The organism is Nocardia sp. NPDC004654, assembly GCF_040609595.1.
Classification (GTDB): Bacteria; Actinomycetota; Actinomycetes; order Mycobacteriales; family Mycobacteriaceae; genus Nocardia.
Window position 1 is genome coordinate 301545 of sequence record NZ_JBEXKI010000003.1, and the last position, 19996, is coordinate 321540.

Below are 19996 nucleotides of genomic sequence, written 5' to 3' on the forward strand. Positions count from 1 at the left end.
TCGCTCACTGCGTTCGCTCATGCCTGCGCCTCGCTAGCGCTCGGCTTCGGCATGCGCGAGGCGCGCTGGCACAGGATTCGCTCACTGCGTTCGCTCATGCCTGCGCCTCGCTAGCGCTCGGCTTCGGCATGCGCGAGGCGCGCTGGCACAGGATTCGCTCACTGCGTTCGCTCATCGGACGAGAATTCCCCCTCTTCACATGCTGCGACTTCGGGCTCAGTGTAGAGGCCACCGCCGACATGTCGTACAGTTCGACCTGCATTCTGCTGCCCCGACGCCAGGGTCGCAAGCTCGCCCCCCAGCGCGACGGGTCAGCGGAAAATCGAGGTAGAACACCAGGTTGGGGGAAGTTTGACGCACGCGCGACTTGACCACATCGACGAAGACTCCTCGCGCGGTATCGTCCGTGCGCCGGATCTGGCTCGGGTGACGATCCTGGCGAAGCACACCCAGGTGGACATGGCGATCCCGGTCGACGTGCCGGTCGCGCTGGTGATCCCGAGCGTCGTCGACATGGTCGCTCAGCACAGCCGCACCAACGATTTCGACAACGAAGGCGAGCGCTTCGAGCCCGCCGAGTGGGTGCTGGCCAGGATCGGCCACCCGCCGTTCTCGAACTCGCTCAGCCTCGGCGAGCACGGCGTGCGCGACGGCGAGCTCCTCATGCTGGAGAGCGCCTCGCACACCGCGCCGACACCGCTTTTCGACGACATCATGTACAACGTCGCGATCGCGGACACCGACCACTACCGCAGCTGGACGCCGAAAACCGCGCGGATCACCGGCTCGATTCTCGCCGCGCTCACGATGATCGTCGGTTGCCTCGGCCTGTTGCTCGCGCCGGAGGAGCTACCGGAGTGGGTCAGCGGTTCGATCGCGTTGGCGGTGGCCATTCTGCTCGTCGTCGCGGGCATGGTGCTGAGCCGGATGTACGGCGACACCGCGACCGCGCTCGTGTTGGGCGGCTGCGCGCTGCCCGCCGCGCTCACGGCCGGAATGCTGTATGTACCGGATCATTACGGCTGGGCCCACATCCTGCTCGGATCGGTGTTGCTGGGGGCCACCGCGATTCTGGCGTGGCGCGTCACCGGCGTCGGTCTGGCGCTGTTCATCGGCGCGGCCGCGCTCGCGGTGTACGCGGTGCCCGCCGCTCTGGTCGGGCTGCTCACCGATCAGCCGCTGAAGGCGATCGGCGCGGTGGCCGCGGCGCTGGGTCTCGCGGGACTCTCGCTGTCGCCGCGGATTTCGATGCTGCTCGCCAAACTTCCGCTGCCGCCGGTGCCTTCGCCGGGCACGCCGATCGACCCGACCGAGGACGACCCCGACGATCACCGCGCGCTGCCCACCATGGAGGCGCTGCGGGTGAAGTCGGAACGGGCCCGCATGTACCTCGCCGGTCTGGTCTCGGCGACCACGCTGGTCACCGTCGCGGGCGCGCTCGCCGCGACGGATCCGGAGTCCGGTGACGCCTACTGGCAGGGCATCGCGCTCGCGTTGGTCTGCGCGGCGGTGCTGATGTTCCGCAGTCGCACCTACGCGGGCGCCGAGCAGGCGGTCGTGCTGATCGCCGGTGGCGCGTCGATCGTGCTGATCATGTTGGTAGGGGCCGGTTTCGCGATGGACATGCCGCTCGCCGTCTTCGGCGCGGCGATGCTGATCCTGGTGGCCGCGCTGATCCTGGGCATCATCGTCCCGAACCAGTCGGCCACGCCGCCGATGCGCCGCGGCGTGGAGCTGCTGGAGTACGCGTTCGTCGCCGCGGTGCTGCCGCTGGTGTTCTGGGTGGCCTCGCTCTACTCCCTCGTCCGCGGGCTGTGAACGCGCACTTGCGCGTTGCCGCCGTCGCGGTGACGCTCGGGCTTTCGGCATCGTTCGGCGTCGGCTCCGGACACGGCGTCGCGCAGGCCGATCGGCCGCCCGCGGTGAATCCGGCGCTGCGGCCCGCGGGCGATCCCGCCGCGCCGCCGGAGAAGACCGAACGCCCGCCCAACTCGAACTGCGCCGACATCGTGACCGGCGGCGACGGGCCGACCATCCCCGCGGCGCAGCGCGCGCTCGATCTGGAGCGCGCCTGGCAGTTCTCCAAGGGCGAGGGCCAGGTCGTCGCGGTGATCGACACCGGAGTCGCGCGGCATCCGCGGTTGCCCGGCCTGGAGGCGGGCGGCGATTACGTCGCCGCGGGCGGTGACGGCACCGAAGACTGCGACGGGCACGGCACTTTCGTCGCCGGACTGATCGCCGCCTCGCAGGTCGAGGGCCAAGGCTTCGCCGGTGTGGCGCCCGAGGCGCGCATCATCGCCATCCGCCAGACCAGCAAGATGTATCAGCGCGAGGGCGCTTCTCGGAACAAGGGACCCGACGACCTGCCCGACGGCTACGGCACCCTCGCCACGATGGCGTCGGCGATCGTGCGCGCGGTGGAGATGGGCGCGACGGTCATCAACATCTCCGAGGTCTGGTGTGGCTCGTCCAACGACGTCGACGGCGCGATCGGCGCGGCGTTGCAGTACGCGCTGGACAGCAACGTCGTGGTGGTCGCCGCGGCGGGCAACAACGACACCGAGCAGTGCAAACCGGTGAACAAGGTGATCGACCCGCTCGACCCGACGTCCGATCCGTGGAGCAATGTCACGGTCAACGTCAGCCCGGCGCGCTGGGACGACTACGCCCTCTCGGTCGGCTCGATCGACCAGAACGGCGCGCCGTCCAAGTTCACCGTGCCCGGCCCGTGGCTGAGCGTGGCCGCGACCGGCGAGAACATGATCTCGCTCAACCCGCGCGGCGACGGCACCGCGATCGGCGCGGTCGATCAGCGCGGGCAGCAGAACCCGATCAGCGGTACCAGCTTCGCCACGCCGCTGGTTTCCGGCGTCGTCGCGCTGGTGCGATCCCGGTTCCCGGAAATGAGTGCGCGCGAGGTCATTCGGCGCATCCAGGCCACCGCGCACGCGCCCGCCGAGGGCTGGAACCAGTACCTCGGCTACGGCGCGGTCGACCCGATCGCCGCGCTGACCAACGCGGTGCCCGACAAACTGCCGCCGAAGCGACCGACACCGCCGCGCAGCGAGCAGCTCGCCGTGCCCGCACCGCCACCGCCACCGGACAACACCGCGCGCGACGTCGCGCTGATCGGCACCGGCATCATCGCGACCGCGTTGATCCTGGGCTACCTCGCGTCGTTCCCGATCCGCCGCCGCTTCGGCGTCACCTCGGACGACATGTGACCGCCGACCGCCTCGGGCGCGCGAATGCCCGAGGCGGTCAGCGCGATGCGGTCGGGGCGGTACGAATTCGCTTGGCGAGGAAGGCCCGTCGTCGCGTGTCGAAGTCCGCGCCGTAGAGGTCGGTGCGCATACGGGCCAGTTCCTGGTGCTCGTGGGCATCGATCAGCGCGCACTCGCCGTCGTCCACGAGGCGGGTTCGTTTCGCCGCCATGATTCGCGTCCACGCCGTCGGTTCGGTGTAAGAACGAGCGAGGTCGTCGAGCCAGTCGTCGAAACCGCGTCCGATAGGGCCGATTTCGTTCAGCAGACCCAGGCTCAGCGCGGTGGCGGTGTCGATGGGTTGTGCGTCGTTCAGCAGTCGCTCGGCGACGGCGGGCCCGACGCGCCGAGGGAGGGTGAGGGTGTGGAATTCCGAGCCGCTCAGGCCGAGCGACTTGTAATGCGCGTTCACCGTGGCGCTTTCCCGCGCGACGACGATGTCGGCCGCGAGGGCGAGCATCACGCCGCCCGCGCCGGCGTCGCCGGTGATCGCCGCGATGGTGAGTTGGTCCGCGCACAGCAGTAGCGCACGGCAGACGGAGTTCATCGCGCGGATGTTCGCCCAGCCCTCCGCGGCGGGGTCGGCGGCGAATTCGATGGCGCCGAGGTGTATCCCGGTCGAGAAGAACGGTCCCGCGCCGCCGCGAAGTACCAGGACCTTGGTGTCCTGAGTGGCGGCGAACTCGATCGCGGCGGCCAGGCGGTGGCACTGCCCGGTGGTGAGCGCGCCGTTGTACGGGTCGATGGTGATGACACCGACAGGGCCGTCGGCGCGGTAGTGGATGTCGCCGGGGCACGCCGGATCCATCGTGGCCGGTATGGTCGCGGCCCGGATTCCGGTTCGGGTGAGCACGCCGAGTGCGGGCCCCTTGCACCTCGACTCGGCCTCGCCCGCGGCGCGCAGGTGCCCGACCCAGATAGTGCCCGAGCCGCAGGCGATTTCGATCGCGTGGTGGCGGCGTCCGACCAACGTGCCCGGCTCGGCGGCTATCGGGCCGCACCGCCCCGGCTGGGCGTCGTAGAGGTAGACGGAGCGGTCCGCGAGAACGGACAGCACGCCGGGTGCGCCGTCCGCGGCACGAACTCGGTGCGCGATCGTCTCGGCGTCGTCGGACCAGTCGAATGCGCGGTCGGCCTGACGCATGGCCGAACGGCTTCGCGCGTGCGGAATCGCTCGCGGCACCTCCGCCTGATCGAACGGAACGAAATCGGTGTCGAGCGCGCGGCTCACGGCCGCGAGGACGCACTCGATCGCGGCGTCGGCGACGACGGTGCCGTAGAGCGTGCTCTTGCGGCGGCGCGCGTCGAACGGGAAGGTGCGCCAAGCCCACACCGGGCCCGCGTCCAGATCCTCGACGGCGGAGAGCACGGTGACACCCCAGTAGGGCTCGCGATCGGTAATGGCCCAGTCCAGCGACGACGGCCCCCGGTCGCCGATGGGGCCAGGATGGACGATCACCACCGGGACGGCGCCGTGGCAGATCCGGCGCGGGATGCGTCGGGTCAGGTAGGTGCAGACGATCATGTCGACGCCGGAGGCCGCGGCGCGATCCATGTCGGATTCCGTCTCCACGACCGCGGTGTGCACGAGATATCCGCACCGTCGCAGCGCGAGGGCAGCGCGCACCGTCAATCCGTTCTCGGCGCTGCACATCAACAGAATCTGTCGGCGCATCCTGGTCGGCCCTTCGGCTGGCGAGAGCGGTTCGGGCGCGCCCTTCGCTCCGGCCGGGCCGGGCCGGGTCCCGCGGGCAGCGCCAGTGCGGCGGCAACGCTGCGCTCACGCCCTTTATCCGCCTGACCTGCGACAACCTGGCTAGCGGCGACCTGGCGCAAGCACCATCAGGCGACCAAGTGTAGTTCGCGGCCGCCGCGGTCCGGGCGTACTTCGGCTCGACGTGTGCTCTATAGCCGTGCCACCCGAGCTCGGTCGACCTGTAGCCTCAGCCGCAATCGACGGGCGATTCACCGCCCCACACCGCAGAGCAGCAGGTAGTACCCCGATGACCGACCAGACCTCGATCGTGACCCGCAGGCAGGCGTGGGAGCGCGCGACCAACGTGCCGATGATGGCGTTGGCGGTGACGTTCCTCGGCGTGTACGCGTGGCACGTGCTCGACACCGGGGCTTCGCCGCGGCTGGATTCCTGGCTGACCGGCGTCGACATCCTGATCTGGACGCTGTTCGCCGCGGACTTCGCGGTGCGGCTGTGGCTGTCTACCGATCGGTGGCGGTTCGTGCGGCGGCATCCACTGGAGCTACTGATCGTGGTGCTGCCGCCGTTCCGGCCGCTGCGGCTGTTGCGGGCGGCGCTGCTGCTGTTGGACACGCTGAACCGCACCACTGTCACGCGGGCCCGGCTCTCGGTGTTCGTCGGCGCCAGCTCGGCGCTGATCCTGCTGCTGTGCAGCCTGGCCTTCTTCGACGCCGAGTACGGCGCGCCCGACAGCAAGATCACCGATTTCGGTGACGCGCTGTGGTGGTCGGCGGTCTCGGTGACCACCGTCGGCTACGGCGACGTCTATCCGGTGACCACCGAGGGTCGTTTGATCTCCCTGGTCCTGATGACCTTCGGCATCGGGCTGATCAGTTTCGCGATCGGCACCACGACGAGCTGGGTGATCGATCAGTTGAAGGCGGTAGAGGTCAGCGCCGAGCGCACCGATCGGGAGATCTCGGTCCTGCTCGACGAAGTGCGCGCGCTCCGAAGCGAAGTCGCCGTACTGCGCGAAGGCACCGCGCCGCACGAGGACACCGCGCCGCGCGAAGCCGAACGGCGCTGACCCACCTCGCGTCTACTTCTGGGTATTACCAACGGGCTTCGAAGCCGGTGACGGATCGGGCGCGACACCGTCGTGCGCGACCATCGCCTCTTCGCGCCCGAGCGTGGGCCCGTTCGCGAGCAGACCCACGATCGGCCACGGCGCGGGCTCGGGTTTCACACCGGCCTCGGCGTCCAGACCGAGCGCCTTCTGCGCGTCGGCGTTCTTGATGCCGAAACGCACACCCGTGTCGGCGACGTAGAAGAGGGAATCCTTACGCCTGCTGTCGGGTTCGATGCCGGTCGTCTGCACGAACGCGCCGGTGCCCGGCGGCACGTACACCGAGTCCGCGTTCGGCCCCGAGCCGTCGGCCTGAGCCAGCGGCACCGCCTTGGCCTTGTCGGGCATCGGCAACGCGACACCGGTGACCACCGAAAGATCGGCCTGCATACCGCCGTCCTTCGCGGCCGGGTTCGGCTTCCAGGACAAGCAGCTGATCGGCCGGTCCTTGATATCGACGATCGTGGGCACAATCGTCGGATAGGTGTCGACCGCCAGCGCGGTGGCGATGTTCGCGCTCGTCTTGTCGGTCGGGTCGATCCAGGACGCACCCGGGGTCGATCGGTATGTGGCGCGGATGATTTCCGCCGTCACTTCCGAGATCGCCTGCAGACCTTCGTGCAGCACCACGTAATTCTGGTCGGGATCCGAGGACACCTGCACCACGTCACCGACCCGTCGGTCGCCGACCTGATAGCTCACGCGCGCGCCGGGATCGTTGATCTTCGGCGGAACGATTTGCGGCACTTCGGGAATGGCGTTGAGCAACCCCTCGCTGACCGGCCGCGGCGTCGCGCCGGTGATGCCGAGCGCGTCGGTCACCCTGCGGTCGTTCATGTCCACGCGGGCGCGCGTCTTGTTGTAGACCAGATACGCCTGCTCTTTCACCTTCACGAGCAGCGCGCGGTCGGCGGGCATCACCGAAGCCTTGTCGCCCAGTTCCAGGTCACCAGCGAGCACGGTGGTGGTGAAATCCTTGGAGCCGTCGACCTTCATCACGTCGCAGACCGTCCATGCCCGACCCTTGCCGTCCTTGTCGTAGCGCAAAGCGGCTGGCGCGCCGGGGATTCCGATCAGCTGGCCGCGCGGCTTCTTGCCGAGCTCGGACTCCTTGACGATCGTGGCCTTGCCCGACTCGCCAGACGCCAGCCGTGCCGAGGCCAGATTCAACGCAGGATGCACGACGCCGTCGATCTGCACGTAGACGCCGCCGGACTCCTTGCCGATCAGCAGCACGTTGTTGCCGATCTTGTCCTGCGGGCGGAGCAGCGCGAGGATGCCGCAGCCTGCGAGCACCACGATGGCCAGGACCAAACCCGCCGCGTAGGCGCGGGATTGCGAGCGCATCGGATCGTGCAGCATGCGCACGTCCCGGCGCACGAGCGCGTGCTCCATCCGGCGTACCAGGAAGCGGTAACCGCTCACCTGCCAGCGCGTGGTGGGTTTTGAAGGCATGGTTCCTCCCCCGAACAGTGCTCACGTTCGCGGAACACAGTACAGTTCCCTGGGACTCTTGTTCAGCTCGGCCGGTAGGAAACGGTCGATACCGGGTATCTTGGGGGACGCTGATGGCCGAAGCCACAGGGGCGGGACCACGTCCGCTGCTTGGTCGCATCTCGCTGCCGAATCTGTTGATCGCACAGGTGATCGGCATGATCGCCGGAGTGATCTCGTTGGTGGCCGGTCTCGGCGGGTGGCCGGCGCTCGCCGTCGCCGTCGCGGTCGGTCTGCTTCCGCTGATCCCGATCGCCAGACGCACCGTGCTGGACTGGATCGCGACCTGGTGGCGCTACATCACCCAGCGCGACTACGAGATCGGCGACACCGTCGACTTCCGCGGCCCCGACGACCGCTCGCTCGGTCTGTACTGGGACGGCACCCGGGTGGTGACGGTCGTCGAGGTGCTGCCGCCCAAGGGCGGACTGACTCGCATCTCCAGCAGCACCGTGCACGCCTCGCACCTGCTGCCGCTTCCCGAACTCGCCGCCTGCCTCAACCAGCACGACATCCTGCTCAGCGGCATCGACATCATCAGCCATGGGCACCGCAGCCGCGCGGGCACACCGGCGGGCAAGATCTACGAGACGCTGCTCGGCCCGCTGCCCGCCACCGCGCACCGCGCCGTGTGGCTGGCGATCAGCTTCGACGCCATCGCCTGCCCGGACGCCGCGGCGCGGCGCGGCGGCGGCAGCGAGGGCGCCTCGCGCGCGGTAACCATTGCGACGCAACGCATCATGCGCGCGCTCGAGGACGCCGACTGCAGCGCCCGCATCCTGACCGCGCCCGAGATCCGCAAGGCCGTCCTGCAAATCACCGCGGGCTTCGATCCGCGCACCCTGACCCATCGCTGGCGCTACGCCGAGATCGGCAACGCCGTCAATATCGGCAGTGCGGTCGACCCGAAGCAGCTCGGCTCGGACCTGCTCGCGCAGCTGTGGGTCGCGCCCTCGCGCGGCACCACCGTCACCGTGCGGCTGCGCCCCGGCAGCTCCGCCGAATCGGTGAGCATCGGCGCGGCATGGCGCCTGACCGCGCGCGAACTGCCCGAGCGCGGCAAGCTCACGGGCATGGTGTCGATGAACGGACGCCACCGCGACAGCCTGCTCGCGCACCTGCCGCTCGCCGTGCCCGGTCTCGACGACACCGTGCCGATGACCGAGTACCCGATCGATGTGATCGGCGCCCTGCACCTGCCATCGTCCGGCTGCGGTCAGCTCATCGGTTCGGACGAGAACAATCAGGGTGTGGCCGTTCGCATCATCGGCACCGGCATCTCGACGGTCTACCTGGCGGGCGAGCTCTACTTGGCGCAGCAGTTGGTGTTCCGCGCACTGGCCGTCGGCGAGCGCATCCTGATCCGCACCGACCGCGCGCACGCCTGGGAGAACCTGGTGCAGACCATCGGCAACCCGGAGCGCCTGACCATCGCCGTCGAAACCCACCAGTCCGACGCGGGTTTCACCGCGACCGTGGTGGACGGGGTGCTCGCGCCCGCGCCGCACGCCGGTGTCACGACGATCTACGTGACCGGTGACCCGATGGGCTGGCCCGCGACCAGGCCGGACCTGTCCATCCACCAGCCCGGCGCGATCGGCAACCACGTGGTACTTCGTACCGGAACCGCGCAGGTGGATCTGACCCTGGTGTCGATCCCGCGCGAGGCCACCTACATCGGACATCCGCGCGGACGACGGCCCGTCGCCGCCCAGTGACGACCGGGCGTCAGCCGGGGTAGGGATCGGCCGCCCGCGCGGCCCGCAAATGCCGCGCCCACCAGTGCAATTGGCGGAGCAGGCGTTCGCTCGCGTCGATGGCCGCTCCGTCGGTCGGCGTGCCCGTGGCGTCGAACTGCCGCTTGGCTTGGTGGATGCTGACGGTCTCGCGGATCGAGACCATGTGGATCTCGGCGACAACCTGCCGGAGCTGTTCCACCGCGCGCAGGCCGCCGGAGAGTCCGCCGTAGGAGACGAAACCGATAGGCTTGCCGCGCCACTCGCGCTTGGCGGTGTCGAACGCGGTCTTGAGCGACGCCGGGTAGCCGTGGTTGTACTCGGAGGTGATCGCGACGAACGCGTCCGCGGCCGCCAGCCGGTCCCGATAGGCCTGGGCCTCCGGGGTCTCGGTGAGATCCGTCGGCAGCGGTGTATCGATGAGATCGATGACGCCCGTGTCGAATTCGGGTCTGGCCCGGACGACGCGCAGGAACCAGTCGGCGACCACCGGAGCGAACCGCTCCGGGCGCACACTTGCCACGATGACCTCGAGCCGTACCGGGGTGTCCACCGGGCGAGCGTAATGGACGCGGGCCGTCGGCAGCTCGCGCATGGCCGCAGCGGTGGTACGCCGTGGTCCGGGTGCGCCGCTCCGATGCCACGTACATTGAATGGGCCAGCACCGAAAGCTGTTTGTGGGCACGATGTTTCGAGCGGCGAGGCGAAGGAGACGGTATGTACGTGGTGACCGGAGCGACCGGGAACATCGGCGCGGAACTCGTGCGCGCGCTCGCCGAAGACGGGCAGCGGGTGCGCGCAGTGGTGCGCGATCCGGCGCGCGCGTCGCTGCCGGACGGCGTCGAGGCGGTCACCGGCGATCTGAACCGGCCCGAGACCCTGGCCGAGGCGCTGGACGGCGCGCAGGGCATGTACCTGATGCCGGGCTACGAGCACCTCGACGAGTTGCTCGCGCTGGCGGGCAAGGCCGGGCTGGCGCGCGTGGTGCTGCTCTCGGGTGGGTCGGCGGCGCTGGCGGATCTCGGCAACGCTGTCTCCAGGTACATGGCGCTCTCCGAACAGACCGTGCGCGAATCCGGTCTGGCGTGGACCTTCCTGCGGCCGCGCTCGTTCATGTCCAACGCGCTGCGCTGGCTGCCGCAGCTGGCCGCGGGTGACATGGTGCGCGCCCAGTTCTCGGGGGTGCGGGTCGCGGCCGTCGACCCCGCCGATATCGCCGCGGTGGCGGCGCGCGCGCTGACCGGCGGCGATCTCGACGGCCGGATTCTCGATCTCACCGGTCCTGCGGCGCTGCTGCCCGCAGAGCAGGTCGAAATACTCGCCGAGGTCCTCGACCGGCCGCTCGTGTGTCGCGAACTCACCGACGACGAGACCCGCGCCGAACTCGCGGCGACCATGCCCCGCGCCTACGCCGAGGCTTTCACGAGCTTCTTCATCGACGGCACCCTGGACGAATCCGAGGTCCACTCGACCGTGCGCGAGGTGACCGGCCGCGAACCGCGCACCTTCCGTCAATGGGCGCAAGCGCATGCCGACGCGTTCCGGACCGAGTCCGCCTGACCTGTTCCCCACGCCGGCCAAGCATCAGCCCGCGACCGTCGACCGCCGTAGCGACCTCGGCCGCACTCCCTAGCGAGTGGGCCAGCACGCCTCGCACGCACCAACCTGCGGGCTGAGATCTCGGCCCCCGACCCTGCGAAGTCGGGCCGGACAAGAGCGCGGCGAGCGTCGGAGCGACCTCGCTGGTGCGTCGCCGGGCAGCAGATTCAGCCCGCGGTCGCGACCTCCGCTGCACCCCTGGCGAATTCGGCCAGCCCGTCGGTCGGAACGATGCGTGCGGTGAAATCCAGTGCGCGCCGGGCACATTCGGGGTCGGCGACGAAATGGCGCACGTCGCCGATCCGGTACTGGCCGGTCACGATCGGCGACGGCCCCCCGCGCGCCTTGGCCATGATGGAGGCCACCTCCCACAGCGTGATCGGATGACCGGAGGCGATATTGAGCGGAACGAAGCCGGGCAGCTGACGCTCCACCGCGGCGCGGGTCGCGGCGGCGGCGTCGCGGACGTGTACGAAATCCCGCACTTGGCCGCCGTCCTCGAACACCCGTGGCGCTTGGCCCGCGAGCAGTTCCTCGCGGAACCGAGGGGCCATACCCGATCGGGCGCCGTCGCCGTAGATGTTGTGATAGCGCAGCGCGGTCACCGACGCCCCGGTGCTCAGCGCCCAGGCCAGCGCGTACTGCTCCTGTGCCGCCTTGCTCGCGGCGTAGAAGCCGCGCGGCCGCAGCGGCGCCTCCTCACCGACCGGCTCCCAGGTCAGCACCTCGCCGGTGCGCGGCGCGCGGTGGTCGAACATGCCGCGGTCGAGATCGGCGCGCGAGCGATGGCCGGGGAAGAACGGTCCGCCGCGCACGCTGCGATAGCGACCCTCGCCGTACACGGTGATGGACGAGGCGAGCACCAGGCGACGAACTCCGGCCTGACTCATGGCCGCGAGCAGGACGGCGGTGCCATGGTCGTTGTGCGCGGCGAACGCGGCGATGCCGGATTCCGATTCCGTGCTCGGCGCGGTGACGGCCGCGAGGTGACAGACGACCTCGACGCCGCTCAACAGCGGCGCGAGCGCGTCGGCGTCGCGGACGTCCACCTCGGCGACGCCCTCGGGCGGCTCGGCGTCGGGCCCGTGCACGTCGGCGAGCATCAGGTCGAGCGCGATCACCTCGTGCCCGGCGGCCGTGAGCGCGCCGCGCACGTGCGATCCGAGGAATCCGGCGGCCCCGGTGAGCAGTACCTTCATCGCAGCCACACCCCGCCGCCCACGGCCGACACCGGACCGATGGCGGCACGAACGTCGCACCGTCGCATACGGTTTACGGTAGTTCGAAAGGCAACGCCACGCCGGTATGGACACGGCACCGATCGCAGGTGTCGGTTCCGTCGACCGCCGCCACCGAGGCGCGGATGAGGTCTTTGAAGGGAGCGAGGTTGCGCTTGAACTCGGCGAAGACGTCGATGGCGTGCACGCCGTCGCCCTCCTCCAGGCCCGCGTCCAGGTCGGTCACCAAAGCGACTGCCGCATAGCACATCTCCAGCTCGCGGGCGAGCACGGCCTCCGGATGACCGGTCATGTTCACCAGATCCCAGCCCTGCCCGGCGAACCAGCGGCTCTCGGCGCGGGTGGAGAAACGCGGTCCCTGCACCACGACCATGGTGCCGCCCGCCTTCAGCGGCAGCGCCTCGACCTCGGACTTCACCACGGCGCCGCGCAGTTCCTCGCAGTACGGGTCGGCGAACGAGACGTGCACGCCACCGCCGTCGAAGAAGGTTTGCGCGCGACCGGAGGTCCGGTCCACCAGCTGGTCCGGTACCGCTACGGTGCCGGGACCCCAGTCGGCGCGCAGGCTGCCCACCGCGCACGGCGCCAGGATCCGCCGCACGCCCAGCGAGCGCAGCGCCCACATGTTGGCCTGGTAGGGCAGCGTGTGCGGCGCGTATTCGTGCTGCTTGCCGTGCCGGGGCACGAACGCCACCGGCCGTCCCTCGACCTCGCCCACCGCGATCGGCGCGCTCGGCTTGCCGTACGGGGTGTCGATCTCGACCTGGGTGGCGTCGTTGTCGAAGAAGTCGTAGAAACCGCTGCCGCCGATGACGGCGAGGGCGGGCCGGGGAAGCGAACTCATGGGGCCGATTCTTCCGTCCGTCCACGCTTCCCGCGCAACCGGTACCGCCTGCGTGACGGAGGCCACTCGGCCGCATGGGCAATGATAGGACGATTCATCGGTCCAGCTGGAGGTGTTCGTGTCGCGCTGGGGCGTGTGGTTGACCGTGGCGAGCGGCCTGGCGTTCGCCAGTTCCGGACCGCTCGCGAAATCCGTGCTCGCCGCGGACTGGTCGCCCGGCGCGGTGCTCGCCGTGCGGTTGACCGGCGCGGCGGCGATCATGCTCGTGATCGCCGCGCTCGCCGAACCCGACGGACTGCGCGGCAGCGTGCGCCATCTGCGCACCGTCGGCGCGTACGGCGTGATCGCGCTGGCGGGCGTGCAGGCGACGTTCTTCCTGTCGCTGGAGTACCTACAGGTCGGGGTCTCACTGATGATCCAGTTCCTGGCGCCGATCGTGGTCATCGGCTGGGACTGGGCGGTGCGCGGACGACGGCCGTCGGACGCCACCCTGCTCGGCGCGGCCGTCGCGCTCGTCGGCGCCGCGCTGGTGATCGACGTCTTCGGCGCGGGCGGGCTGAGCCTGCCCGGCTTGGGCTGGGCGGCGCTGTCCATGCTGTGCAACGCGGCGTTCTTCCTGCTCTCCGCACGCACGTCGGACAACCTGCGTCCGGTCGTCCTACTCGGCACCGGATTGACCGTGGCCGCGCTGACCAGCTGGGCGCTCGGCGCGCTGACCGTGCTGCCGATCCACTTCGGCGGCGCCACCGCGAGCATGGCCGAGCGCCACCTGCCCGTCTGGCTGGCCCTCGCCCTGCTCATCCTGATCAGCACCGTGGTGGCCTACCTCTGCGGCGTGGCGGGCGCGGCGCGCATCGGTGCGACGCTGATGTCGCTGATCCTGCTGAGCGAGGTGCTGTTCGCCGTCGCGCTGTCCTGGCTGCTGATCGGCGAGGCGGTCGCGCCGATCCAGGCGCTCGGCGCGCTGCTCGTAATAGGCGGAATCGCGCTGGCCAGGTACGGTGCCGATCAGCGAGCGGCGCGGCGCGAGGAACCCGCGCCCAGCCGCGCGCGGACCTGACAACACGCCGGTACGGATGTACCCTAGGGGGGTATTGCATCCGACCTTCCGGCAGGCAGCAAGGAGACAGCGGTGACCACCCCGGACGCGAGCACCACCAAGGACCAGCCGGGCCACGACCACTCGGCGCACGGCTACATCACCGCCAAGGACGACTACCTCAAGCGCCTGCGCCGCATCGAGGGTCAGGCGCGCGGGTTGCAGCGGATGGTCGAAGAGGAGAAGTACTGCATCGACATCCTCACCCAGGTCTCCGCGATGACGAAGGCGCTGCAGGCGGTGGCGATGGGGCTGTTGGAAGACCACATCAGCCACTGCGTGGTGGACGCCGCGGTGGCGGGCGGCCCCGAAGCCGACGCCAAGATCAAAGAAGCCACCGACGCGATCGCGCGGCTGGTGCGCTCCTGATCGAGCTTCACCCGTGGCGCCGCCGATAGGCCGCGGCCGCGCCAGGGTGCAGCGGAATAGGGCCGGTGCCGATCAATGAACGCGCGTCCAGGAACTGAGTGCCCGCGGCCTCGGCCGGGACCAGCGCGTCCGGGTGTCCGGCCAGCAGATCGACGATCGCGGCGGCGGCCTCGTCCGGCAACGTGGGCGCGGCGAGCAACAGGTTCGCCACACCGATCGTGGTGATCGCGGAGCCACCCGGATAGGCGTCCCGCGGGATCTCGACGCGGTCGTAGATGTGCCCGTAGCGCTGACGCAGCGGGACTGCCAGATCACCGAGATCCACCAAACGCATCCGCAGTGGAACCTCCAGCGCCGCGGTCGGGACGCCGCCCGCCCACAGCAGCGCGTCGACGGCGCCGGAACGCAGGGCCGCCGCGGCGTCGCGCAGCGGGCGATGCTCCACGATGACGTCGGTCGCCGGATCCAGCCCGGCCGCGAGCAGTATCCGCTCCCCCGTCAGCGCCGCGCCGGAACCCTCGGCGCCGAGATTCACGCGCTTGCCGCGCAATTCGACGACCCGGCGGACGGTGCTGTCGACCCGCACGGCCAGCTGCAAGTAGTTCTCGTAGACCCGCCCGAGCGCGAGCACGCCGCCCGGCGCGTCCCTGCTCGAATCCGCCAGCGCCAGACCGGCTTGCGCGTCTCCCCTGGCCAGCATCGTGAGGTTGTCCTGGGAGCCCGAGGTGGCGACCGGCTCGATCCGCACCGTCCCGATCTGCGCGGCCGCGGCGGCCAGCAGACGCGCGAACGCGTGATAGAAGCCGCCCACCTCACCGGAGGCCAACCGGACCACCGGATCGTCGCCGCTCCCGCAGCCCGCGACACCCGCGACGCCGAGTGCCGCGAGCGCCAGGAACTTGCGCCGGTCGAGCCGCCCCGTCACGACGCCACCACCGCGGGCAGACGAACCGCGACCGCGAGTCCGTGCGGCGACACCTCGGAGACCGACAGCGCACCGCCACGCGCCTGGGCGAGCGCCGCCGCGATCGGCAGACCGAGGCCGGAACCCCCTGGCTGTGCGGCGGAACCACGGAAGAAGCGCGTGGTGAGCTTATGGATCTCGTCGGCGGGCACGCCGCGGCCGTCGTCGCGGACCGTCACCGTGATCCAGTCCGGCTCGATTCCCACGGACACGACAGTGTTCGCGCCGCTACCCGCGTACCGATTCGAATTGCTCAGCGGCACATCGAGAATCTGTGCCAGCACATCCGCCGAGACGGCGGCCTCGGCGGGCGACCCCGACTGCTCGGCGCGCAGCGACTGCCCCGCCGCGTCGAACGCGGAATGCCAGGCGTCGATCCGATCGGCCACGACTTGCCCGGCGTCGCAACGGTGTTCCTCGGCGCCCGCCGCGGTGGCGAAGCCGTCCGGCGTCTCCGCGACGGCCAGCGTGAGGAGTCCGTCGAGCAGCGTGGTGAGCCGGTCCACCTCCGCGCTCGCGCCGCGGAAGGTGTCGGCCGCGCTCTCCGGTACGGCGTACTCGAGCGAGTCCAGCCGAATGGTGAGCGCGGCCAACGGATTGCGCATCGCGTGCGCGGTGTCGGCCACCAGTTGCCGTTGCGCCTCCGTGGAGTCGGCGACCGCGAGCGCCATGGCGTCGAAAGACTCCGCGACGGCGCGCATTTCGGGCGGTCCGCCGTAGTGCCTGGCGATGGATGGCGGCGGCGCGTCGTCGGAAGTCTGCGGCGCGGGTCGCGCCTTCGGCAGCGTCGCGGTCAATTCGGCGACGGCGCGGGACAGGGCCGCGAGCGGCCGCAGCACCCAGCGGCTCAGCGTCAGCGCGAGCATCGTGAACAGCACCATGGCCGCGGCGCCGCCCAAACCGATGACCAGCCAGGCGCGGGTGATGTCGCGGCGCGCCTGCGCGGTGGACGCCTCGATGACGACGGCCCCGTTGACCTGCACGCCGGTCCCGACCGGCCGCGCGACGAGCATCATCGGATCGCTCCACGGCATCAGCCGGTCGATCGGATGCGGTCGCTGATTGCGCCGCGCGTCGGCGACCGCCGCGACCACGGCCGGATCGATGATGTCCACGCCCGCGTTGACCGCGGTCGCACCGCGCGCGTCGACAACGAGCACGTTCTCGTCGTACAACTCGTGGTATCGCGCGACCTCCTCGGCGAGCGCGGCGTCGTTTCCTTCCACCCCGACGGCGTCGGCGAGGGTGGCGAACCGATCCGCGTCACCGGAACGGCCGAGCACCAACTCCTGGGTTCGGCTGGTGGCATAGGTCAACGACAGCGGCACCGCGAACGCCAGGACCGCGATCGCCGCGAACACCGTCAGCGCGGCAAGCAGTCTGCGCCGCATGGCCTTCCGTCCTCCACGCTCACTGTCCCCACCGGTATCCGTAGCCGCGGATCGTGGTGATCAGCCCCGGCCGGTTCAGCTTGGCGCGCAGACCGGTCATGTGCACGTCCAGCGAACGCGACACCGCGACGAACGCGTCGCCCCAGATCCGGTCCATCAGCTGCTGGCGGCTCACCGCCGCGCCCGGTCGTTCCACCAGCGCCTCGACCAGCTCGAATTCCTTCTGCGTCAACGCGACCGGCGCACCGCCGACCTCGACGACCCGGGCCGCGAGATCGACTCGCACGTCACCGGTGACCACCTCGGTGCGCTCGGACTGCGCCACCGCGGCGGCCCGGCGCAGCACCGTCTCCAGCCGCGCCAGCAGCTCCGCGATCCGCGGCGGCTTCACCAGGTAGTCGTCGGCGCCGCCGCGCAATCCGCGCACGATGGAGCGTTCGTCGCTGCGGGCGGTCAGTATCAGCACGGGCACCGTGCTCACCTCGCGCAGTTGCCGCAGCACCTGCAGACCGTCGCCGTCGGGCAGTCCGAGATCGAGGATGACAGCGTCGTAGCGGCGGTGATCGAGCAGTAACTCGCTACCGCGCCGCTTGCGGTCGGCGGAGTAACCGCGGGCATTGAGCGCCTCGACGAGCGCGTCGCCCACGCCGTCGTCATCTTCGACCACCGCAAGCCGCACGCGCCGATCCTGCCACATGGGCAGGATCGGCGCGGAGACGAGTCGCTCAGCCACGCACGGTGGCCATCGGACGGTCGTCATCGGTATCGGCGCTCGCCGCGGCGACGCGTGCCTTCTCGTCGGCGTCGATCGTGGACTCGGCCGAGGTCTCCCGCATGAACCAGTAGGTGACCAGCGAGATCGCGATACAGCCCGCCACGTAGTAGAAGTACACCGACTCCGCACCCGCCTTCTTCAGCGCGAGGGCGATCATCTCCGCGGTGCCGCCGAAGATCGCGACGGTCAGCGCGTAGGGCAGGCCGACGCCGAGCGCGCGGATCTTGGTCGGGAACAGCTCGGCCTTCACGATGGCGTTGATCGAGGTGTAGCCGGTGATGATGATCAGAGCCAACATCATCAGGCCCCAGGCCGCGACCGGGTTCGAGGTGTCGGCGAGCACGGTCATGATCGGAACGGTGCACAGCGTGCCGCAAATGCCGAAGAACAGCAGCAGCTTCCGTCGGCCGATCCTGTCGGACAACCCGCCCGCCAGCGGCTGCAGCACCACGAACACCAGCAGCGCGACGAAGTTGATCCAGGCCACCGTGCCCTTGGAGATGCCGGAGGTGTTGATCATGAACTTCTGCATGTAGGTGGTGTAGGTGTAGAACGCCACCGTGCCGCCGAGGGTCAGGCCGACAACGAGCAGGCACTCCCGCGGGTACTGCAGCAGCACCTTCAGCGAACCGCGCGAGGACCCGCTCGCCTCCTTCGAACCCGAGGCCTCCGCCTCGAACGACGCGGACTCGTCCATCCCGCGCCGCAGCACCATCACGACGAGCGCACCGCACGCGCCGATCGCGAACGGGATTCGCCAACCCCAGGAATGCATCTGGGCGGAGGTGAGCACCTGCAGCAGCACGATCTGCACGCCGAGAGCGGTGAGCTGACCGGCGACCAGGGTCACGTACTGGAAGCTCGAGTAGAACCCGCGCCGACCGGCCGACGCGACCTCGGACAGGTAGGTCGCGCTGGTGGCGTACTCACCGCCGACCGAGAGGCCCTGCAGCAGTCGCGCGAGCAGCAGCAGCACCGGCGCGGCGATGCCGATGGTCTGGTAGCCCGGCGTGACCGCGATGAGCAGCGAACCGGCCGCCATCACCGTCACCGACAGGGTCAGCGCGGCGCGCCTGCCGAACCGGTCCGCGTAGCGGCCGAGCGCCCAGCCGCCGAGCGGGCGCATCAGGAACCCGACCGCGAAAACCGCCGCCGTGGACAGCAGCTGTGCGGTCGAATCCCCTTCGGGGAAGAACGTTTTCGCGAAGTACACACTGAACGCCGCGTAGACGTACCAGTCGTACCACTCGACCAGGTTGCCGATCGATCCGCGCAGCACGTTCGCGACAACGCGGCGCTCGCTCGTGGGCTGTGTCGTAGTCACCCGAATCTCCTCCTTCAACGCGTCTTCGCGTCAGCTGGAAGAGAGTGTGTCGGCAGTCACAAGGCGTTCGGAAGCGTGCGGCGGGTTTTCTAACTGTCTCTTAGGACGGTCGCCCGCCGCACGCTCGCGCAGGTCAGGCGCGCAGCAAGGGGGCGAGCGCGCGCAGCGACGCGAGGTAGTCGTCGCCGAGCGCTTGGAGAGCGACGTGGTCGGCGCCCGCGTCGACATGGGCGACGAGCTGCTCGGCCACCCGCTCCGCGGAGCCGTGCACCGCCAGCTGATCGACCAGCCGATCGCTGCCCGGGGTGGCGACATCGGCGTCATCGAAGCCGAGCCTGCGCAGGTTCGCGACGTAGTTGCCCAGCCCGAGGTACATCGGCACGATCGTGCGACCGACTTCGCGCGCCCGCTCCGGGTCTTCCTCGACGACGAGTTTCTGCTCGACGGCCAACAGGGTGCCCTCGCCGAGAATCGCCCGGGCGCGGCGCGAATGCTCGGGAGTAACCAGATACGGGAGGGCGCCCGCGGTCCTGTCGCGTGCGAGTTCCAGCACGCGCGGACCCAAGGCGGCGAGTGCCAGCCGCTGCTTCGGCACTCCGGCCGCGTCCAGCTCGTCGAGGTACGCGACCAACGCCTCGTAAGGCTTGAGATACGGGTCGTTGAACTCCGGGTGCCCGGCGCCGACACCGAGCAGGAAGCGGCCGGGGAAGCTCTCCTCGATGCGGTGGAACGACTCCGCGACCGTCTTCGCCGGAGCCGACCAGATGTTCACGATGCTGGTGGCCACCGTGAGCGACTCCGTCGCGGCGAGCAGCGATTCCACCACGGGCAGGTCCGCGGGCGGCGAACCGCCGAGCCACACCGTGCCGTAGCCGAGCTGCTCCAGCTCGCTCGCCTCGTCCGGAGTCACCCCCTGGTAGCCGCGCCACACACCGAAACGTCCGAGACCATCAATTGTCATGTGGGGAAGGAACAGTTGTTGTCCCCGTTCCTATTCCGCACGGCCGTCGACACTCGAAGACACAGCGGTCAGCTGCTTCGAGAGCGCCCGGCTGCCTCGGACGCCGGCTTCTACCCC

General features: G+C 69.9%; 17 protein-coding genes. 7 read left to right on the forward strand and 10 right to left on the reverse strand.

What is annotated here, in order from left to right; all coding sequences use genetic code 11:
• Positions 1 to 351 precede the first annotated feature (351 nt).
• The gene (gene eccD, locus ABZV58_RS11625; RefSeq protein ID WP_355000097.1) at positions 352 to 1818 is read left to right on the forward strand and encodes a type VII secretion integral membrane protein EccD; all 1467 of its coding nucleotides are present in this window, start codon (positions 352 to 354) and stop codon (positions 1816 to 1818) included.
• On the forward strand, positions 1815 to 3224 hold the full coding sequence (mycP, locus tag ABZV58_RS11630) for a type VII secretion-associated serine protease mycosin (protein WP_355000098.1): 1410 nt from the start codon (positions 1815 to 1817) through the stop codon (positions 3222 to 3224). Before eccD ends, mycP begins: the two co-directional genes overlap by 4 nt.
• Positions 3225 to 3261: 37 nt before the next feature.
• Here the strand turns inward: mycP and ABZV58_RS11635 are convergent, their stop codons facing one another.
• Entirely contained in the window at positions 3262 to 4917 is a 1656-nt protein-coding gene (locus ABZV58_RS11635; protein WP_355000099.1) for an enoyl-CoA hydratase-related protein, read from the reverse strand.
• Positions 4918 to 5266: 349 nt separating this feature from the next.
• Here ABZV58_RS11635 and ABZV58_RS11640 point away from each other — a divergent pair, with 349 nt between their 5' ends.
• Positions 5267 to 6046, forward strand: a complete 780-nt coding sequence (locus ABZV58_RS11640; protein WP_355000100.1) for an ion channel — start codon at positions 5267 to 5269, stop codon at positions 6044 to 6046.
• A gap of 12 nt (positions 6047 to 6058) precedes the next feature.
• Here the strand turns inward: ABZV58_RS11640 and eccB are convergent, their stop codons facing one another.
• A complete protein-coding gene (gene eccB, locus ABZV58_RS11645) occupies positions 6059 to 7540 on the reverse strand; it encodes a type VII secretion protein EccB (protein ID WP_355000101.1) in 1482 nt (493 codons plus the stop codon).
• Positions 7541 to 7653: 113 nt separating this feature from the next.
• Between eccB and eccE the strand changes: the two genes are divergently transcribed.
• The gene (eccE, locus tag ABZV58_RS11650; RefSeq protein WP_355000102.1) at positions 7654 to 9297 is read left to right on the forward strand and encodes a type VII secretion protein EccE; all 1644 of its coding nucleotides are present in this window, start codon (positions 7654 to 7656) and stop codon (positions 9295 to 9297) included.
• Positions 9298 to 9307: 10 nt separating this feature from the next.
• Here the strand turns inward: eccE and ABZV58_RS11655 are convergent, their stop codons facing one another.
• Positions 9308 to 9910 (reverse strand): NAD(P)H-dependent oxidoreductase, encoded by a 603-nt coding sequence (locus ABZV58_RS11655; RefSeq protein ID WP_355000103.1) that lies wholly within the window; start codon positions 9908 to 9910, stop codon positions 9308 to 9310.
• 122 nt (positions 9911 to 10032) lie between these two features.
• On the opposite strand from ABZV58_RS11655, the gene ABZV58_RS11660 reads away from it, so the two are divergent.
• Positions 10033 to 10875 (forward strand): NAD(P)H-binding protein, encoded by an 843-nt coding sequence (locus ABZV58_RS11660; RefSeq protein ID WP_355000104.1) that lies wholly within the window; start codon positions 10033 to 10035, stop codon positions 10873 to 10875.
• Positions 10876 to 11081: 206 nt separating this feature from the next.
• On the opposite strand, the gene ABZV58_RS11665 is transcribed toward ABZV58_RS11660, so the two are convergent.
• Together ABZV58_RS11665 and ABZV58_RS11670 are read right to left on the reverse strand one after the other, a co-directional pair.
• The gene (locus ABZV58_RS11665) at positions 11082 to 12113 is read right to left on the reverse strand and encodes an NAD-dependent epimerase/dehydratase family protein (RefSeq protein WP_355000105.1); all 1032 of its coding nucleotides are present in this window, start codon (positions 12111 to 12113) and stop codon (positions 11082 to 11084) included.
• A gap of 73 nt (positions 12114 to 12186) precedes the next feature.
• Complete coding sequence (locus tag ABZV58_RS11670) at positions 12187 to 12996, reverse strand: S-methyl-5'-thioadenosine phosphorylase (protein ID WP_355000106.1); 810 nt, start codon at positions 12994 to 12996, stop codon at positions 12187 to 12189.
• Positions 12997 to 13114: 118 nt separating this feature from the next.
• On the opposite strand from ABZV58_RS11670, the gene ABZV58_RS11675 reads away from it, so the two are divergent.
• Entirely contained in the window at positions 13115 to 14056 is a 942-nt protein-coding gene (locus ABZV58_RS11675) for a DMT family transporter (RefSeq protein ID WP_355000107.1), read from the forward strand.
• 72 nt (positions 14057 to 14128) lie between these two features.
• Positions 14129 to 14464 (forward strand): metal-sensitive transcriptional regulator, encoded by a 336-nt coding sequence (locus ABZV58_RS11680; protein ID WP_067785038.1) that lies wholly within the window; start codon positions 14129 to 14131, stop codon positions 14462 to 14464.
• 7 nt (positions 14465 to 14471) lie between these two features.
• On the opposite strand, the gene ABZV58_RS11685 is transcribed toward ABZV58_RS11680, so the two are convergent.
• The 5 genes from ABZV58_RS11685 to ABZV58_RS11705 form a co-directional block, all read right to left on the reverse strand.
• Positions 14472 to 15389, reverse strand: coding sequence for a TAXI family TRAP transporter solute-binding subunit (locus ABZV58_RS11685; protein ID WP_355000108.1), 918 nt, complete (start codon positions 15387 to 15389; stop codon positions 14472 to 14474).
• Positions 15386 to 16819 carry a HAMP domain-containing sensor histidine kinase gene (locus ABZV58_RS11690; protein ID WP_355000109.1) on the reverse strand — a complete coding sequence of 478 codons (1434 nt, stop codon included), beginning with the start codon at positions 16817 to 16819 and terminating at the stop codon, positions 15386 to 15388. Before ABZV58_RS11690 ends, ABZV58_RS11685 begins: the two co-directional genes overlap by 4 nt.
• Positions 16820 to 16838: 19 nt before the next feature.
• Positions 16839 to 17498: a response regulator transcription factor gene (locus ABZV58_RS11695; RefSeq protein ID WP_355000538.1), complete on the reverse strand. Its 660-nt coding sequence runs from the start codon at positions 17496 to 17498 to the stop codon at positions 16839 to 16841.
• A gap of 46 nt (positions 17499 to 17544) precedes the next feature.
• Positions 17545 to 18918 (reverse strand): MFS transporter, encoded by a 1374-nt coding sequence (locus tag ABZV58_RS11700; RefSeq protein ID WP_355000110.1) that lies wholly within the window; start codon positions 18916 to 18918, stop codon positions 17545 to 17547.
• A 133-nt stretch (positions 18919 to 19051) separates the two neighbouring features.
• Positions 19052 to 19879 carry an LLM class F420-dependent oxidoreductase gene (locus ABZV58_RS11705; RefSeq protein WP_355000111.1) on the reverse strand — a complete coding sequence of 276 codons (828 nt, stop codon included), beginning with the start codon at positions 19877 to 19879 and terminating at the stop codon, positions 19052 to 19054.
• Positions 19880 to 19996 lie beyond the last annotated feature (117 nt).

Bases quoted from the DNA above. Each gene is read 5' to 3' on its own strand.
- ABZV58_RS11640 (WP_355000100.1), top strand. From the start codon at position 5,267: ATGACCGACCAGACCTCGATCGTGACCCGCAGGCAGGCGTGGGAGCGC.
- ABZV58_RS11705 (WP_355000111.1), bottom strand. From the start codon at position 19,879: ATGACAATTGATGGTCTCGGACGTTTCGGTGTGTGGCGCGGCTACCAG.
- eccB (WP_355000101.1), bottom strand. From the start codon at position 7,540: ATGCCTTCAAAACCCACCACGCGCTGGCAGGTGAGCGGTTACCGCTTC.
- ABZV58_RS11655 (WP_355000103.1), bottom strand. From the start codon at position 9,910: ATGCGCGAGCTGCCGACGGCCCGCGTCCATTACGCTCGCCCGGTGGAC.
- eccE (WP_355000102.1), top strand. From the start codon at position 7,654: ATGGCCGAAGCCACAGGGGCGGGACCACGTCCGCTGCTTGGTCGCATC.
- ABZV58_RS11670 (WP_355000106.1), bottom strand. From the start codon at position 12,996: ATGAGTTCGCTTCCCCGGCCCGCCCTCGCCGTCATCGGCGGCAGCGGT.
- ABZV58_RS11665 (WP_355000105.1), bottom strand. From the start codon at position 12,113: ATGAAGGTACTGCTCACCGGGGCCGCCGGATTCCTCGGATCGCACGTG.
- ABZV58_RS11690 (WP_355000109.1), bottom strand. From the start codon at position 16,819: ATGCGGCGCAGACTGCTTGCCGCGCTGACGGTGTTCGCGGCGATCGCG.
- ABZV58_RS11660 (WP_355000104.1), top strand. From the start codon at position 10,033: ATGTACGTGGTGACCGGAGCGACCGGGAACATCGGCGCGGAACTCGTG.
- ABZV58_RS11635 (WP_355000099.1), bottom strand. From the start codon at position 4,917: ATGTGCAGCGCCGAGAACGGATTGACGGTGCGCGCTGCCCTCGCGCTG.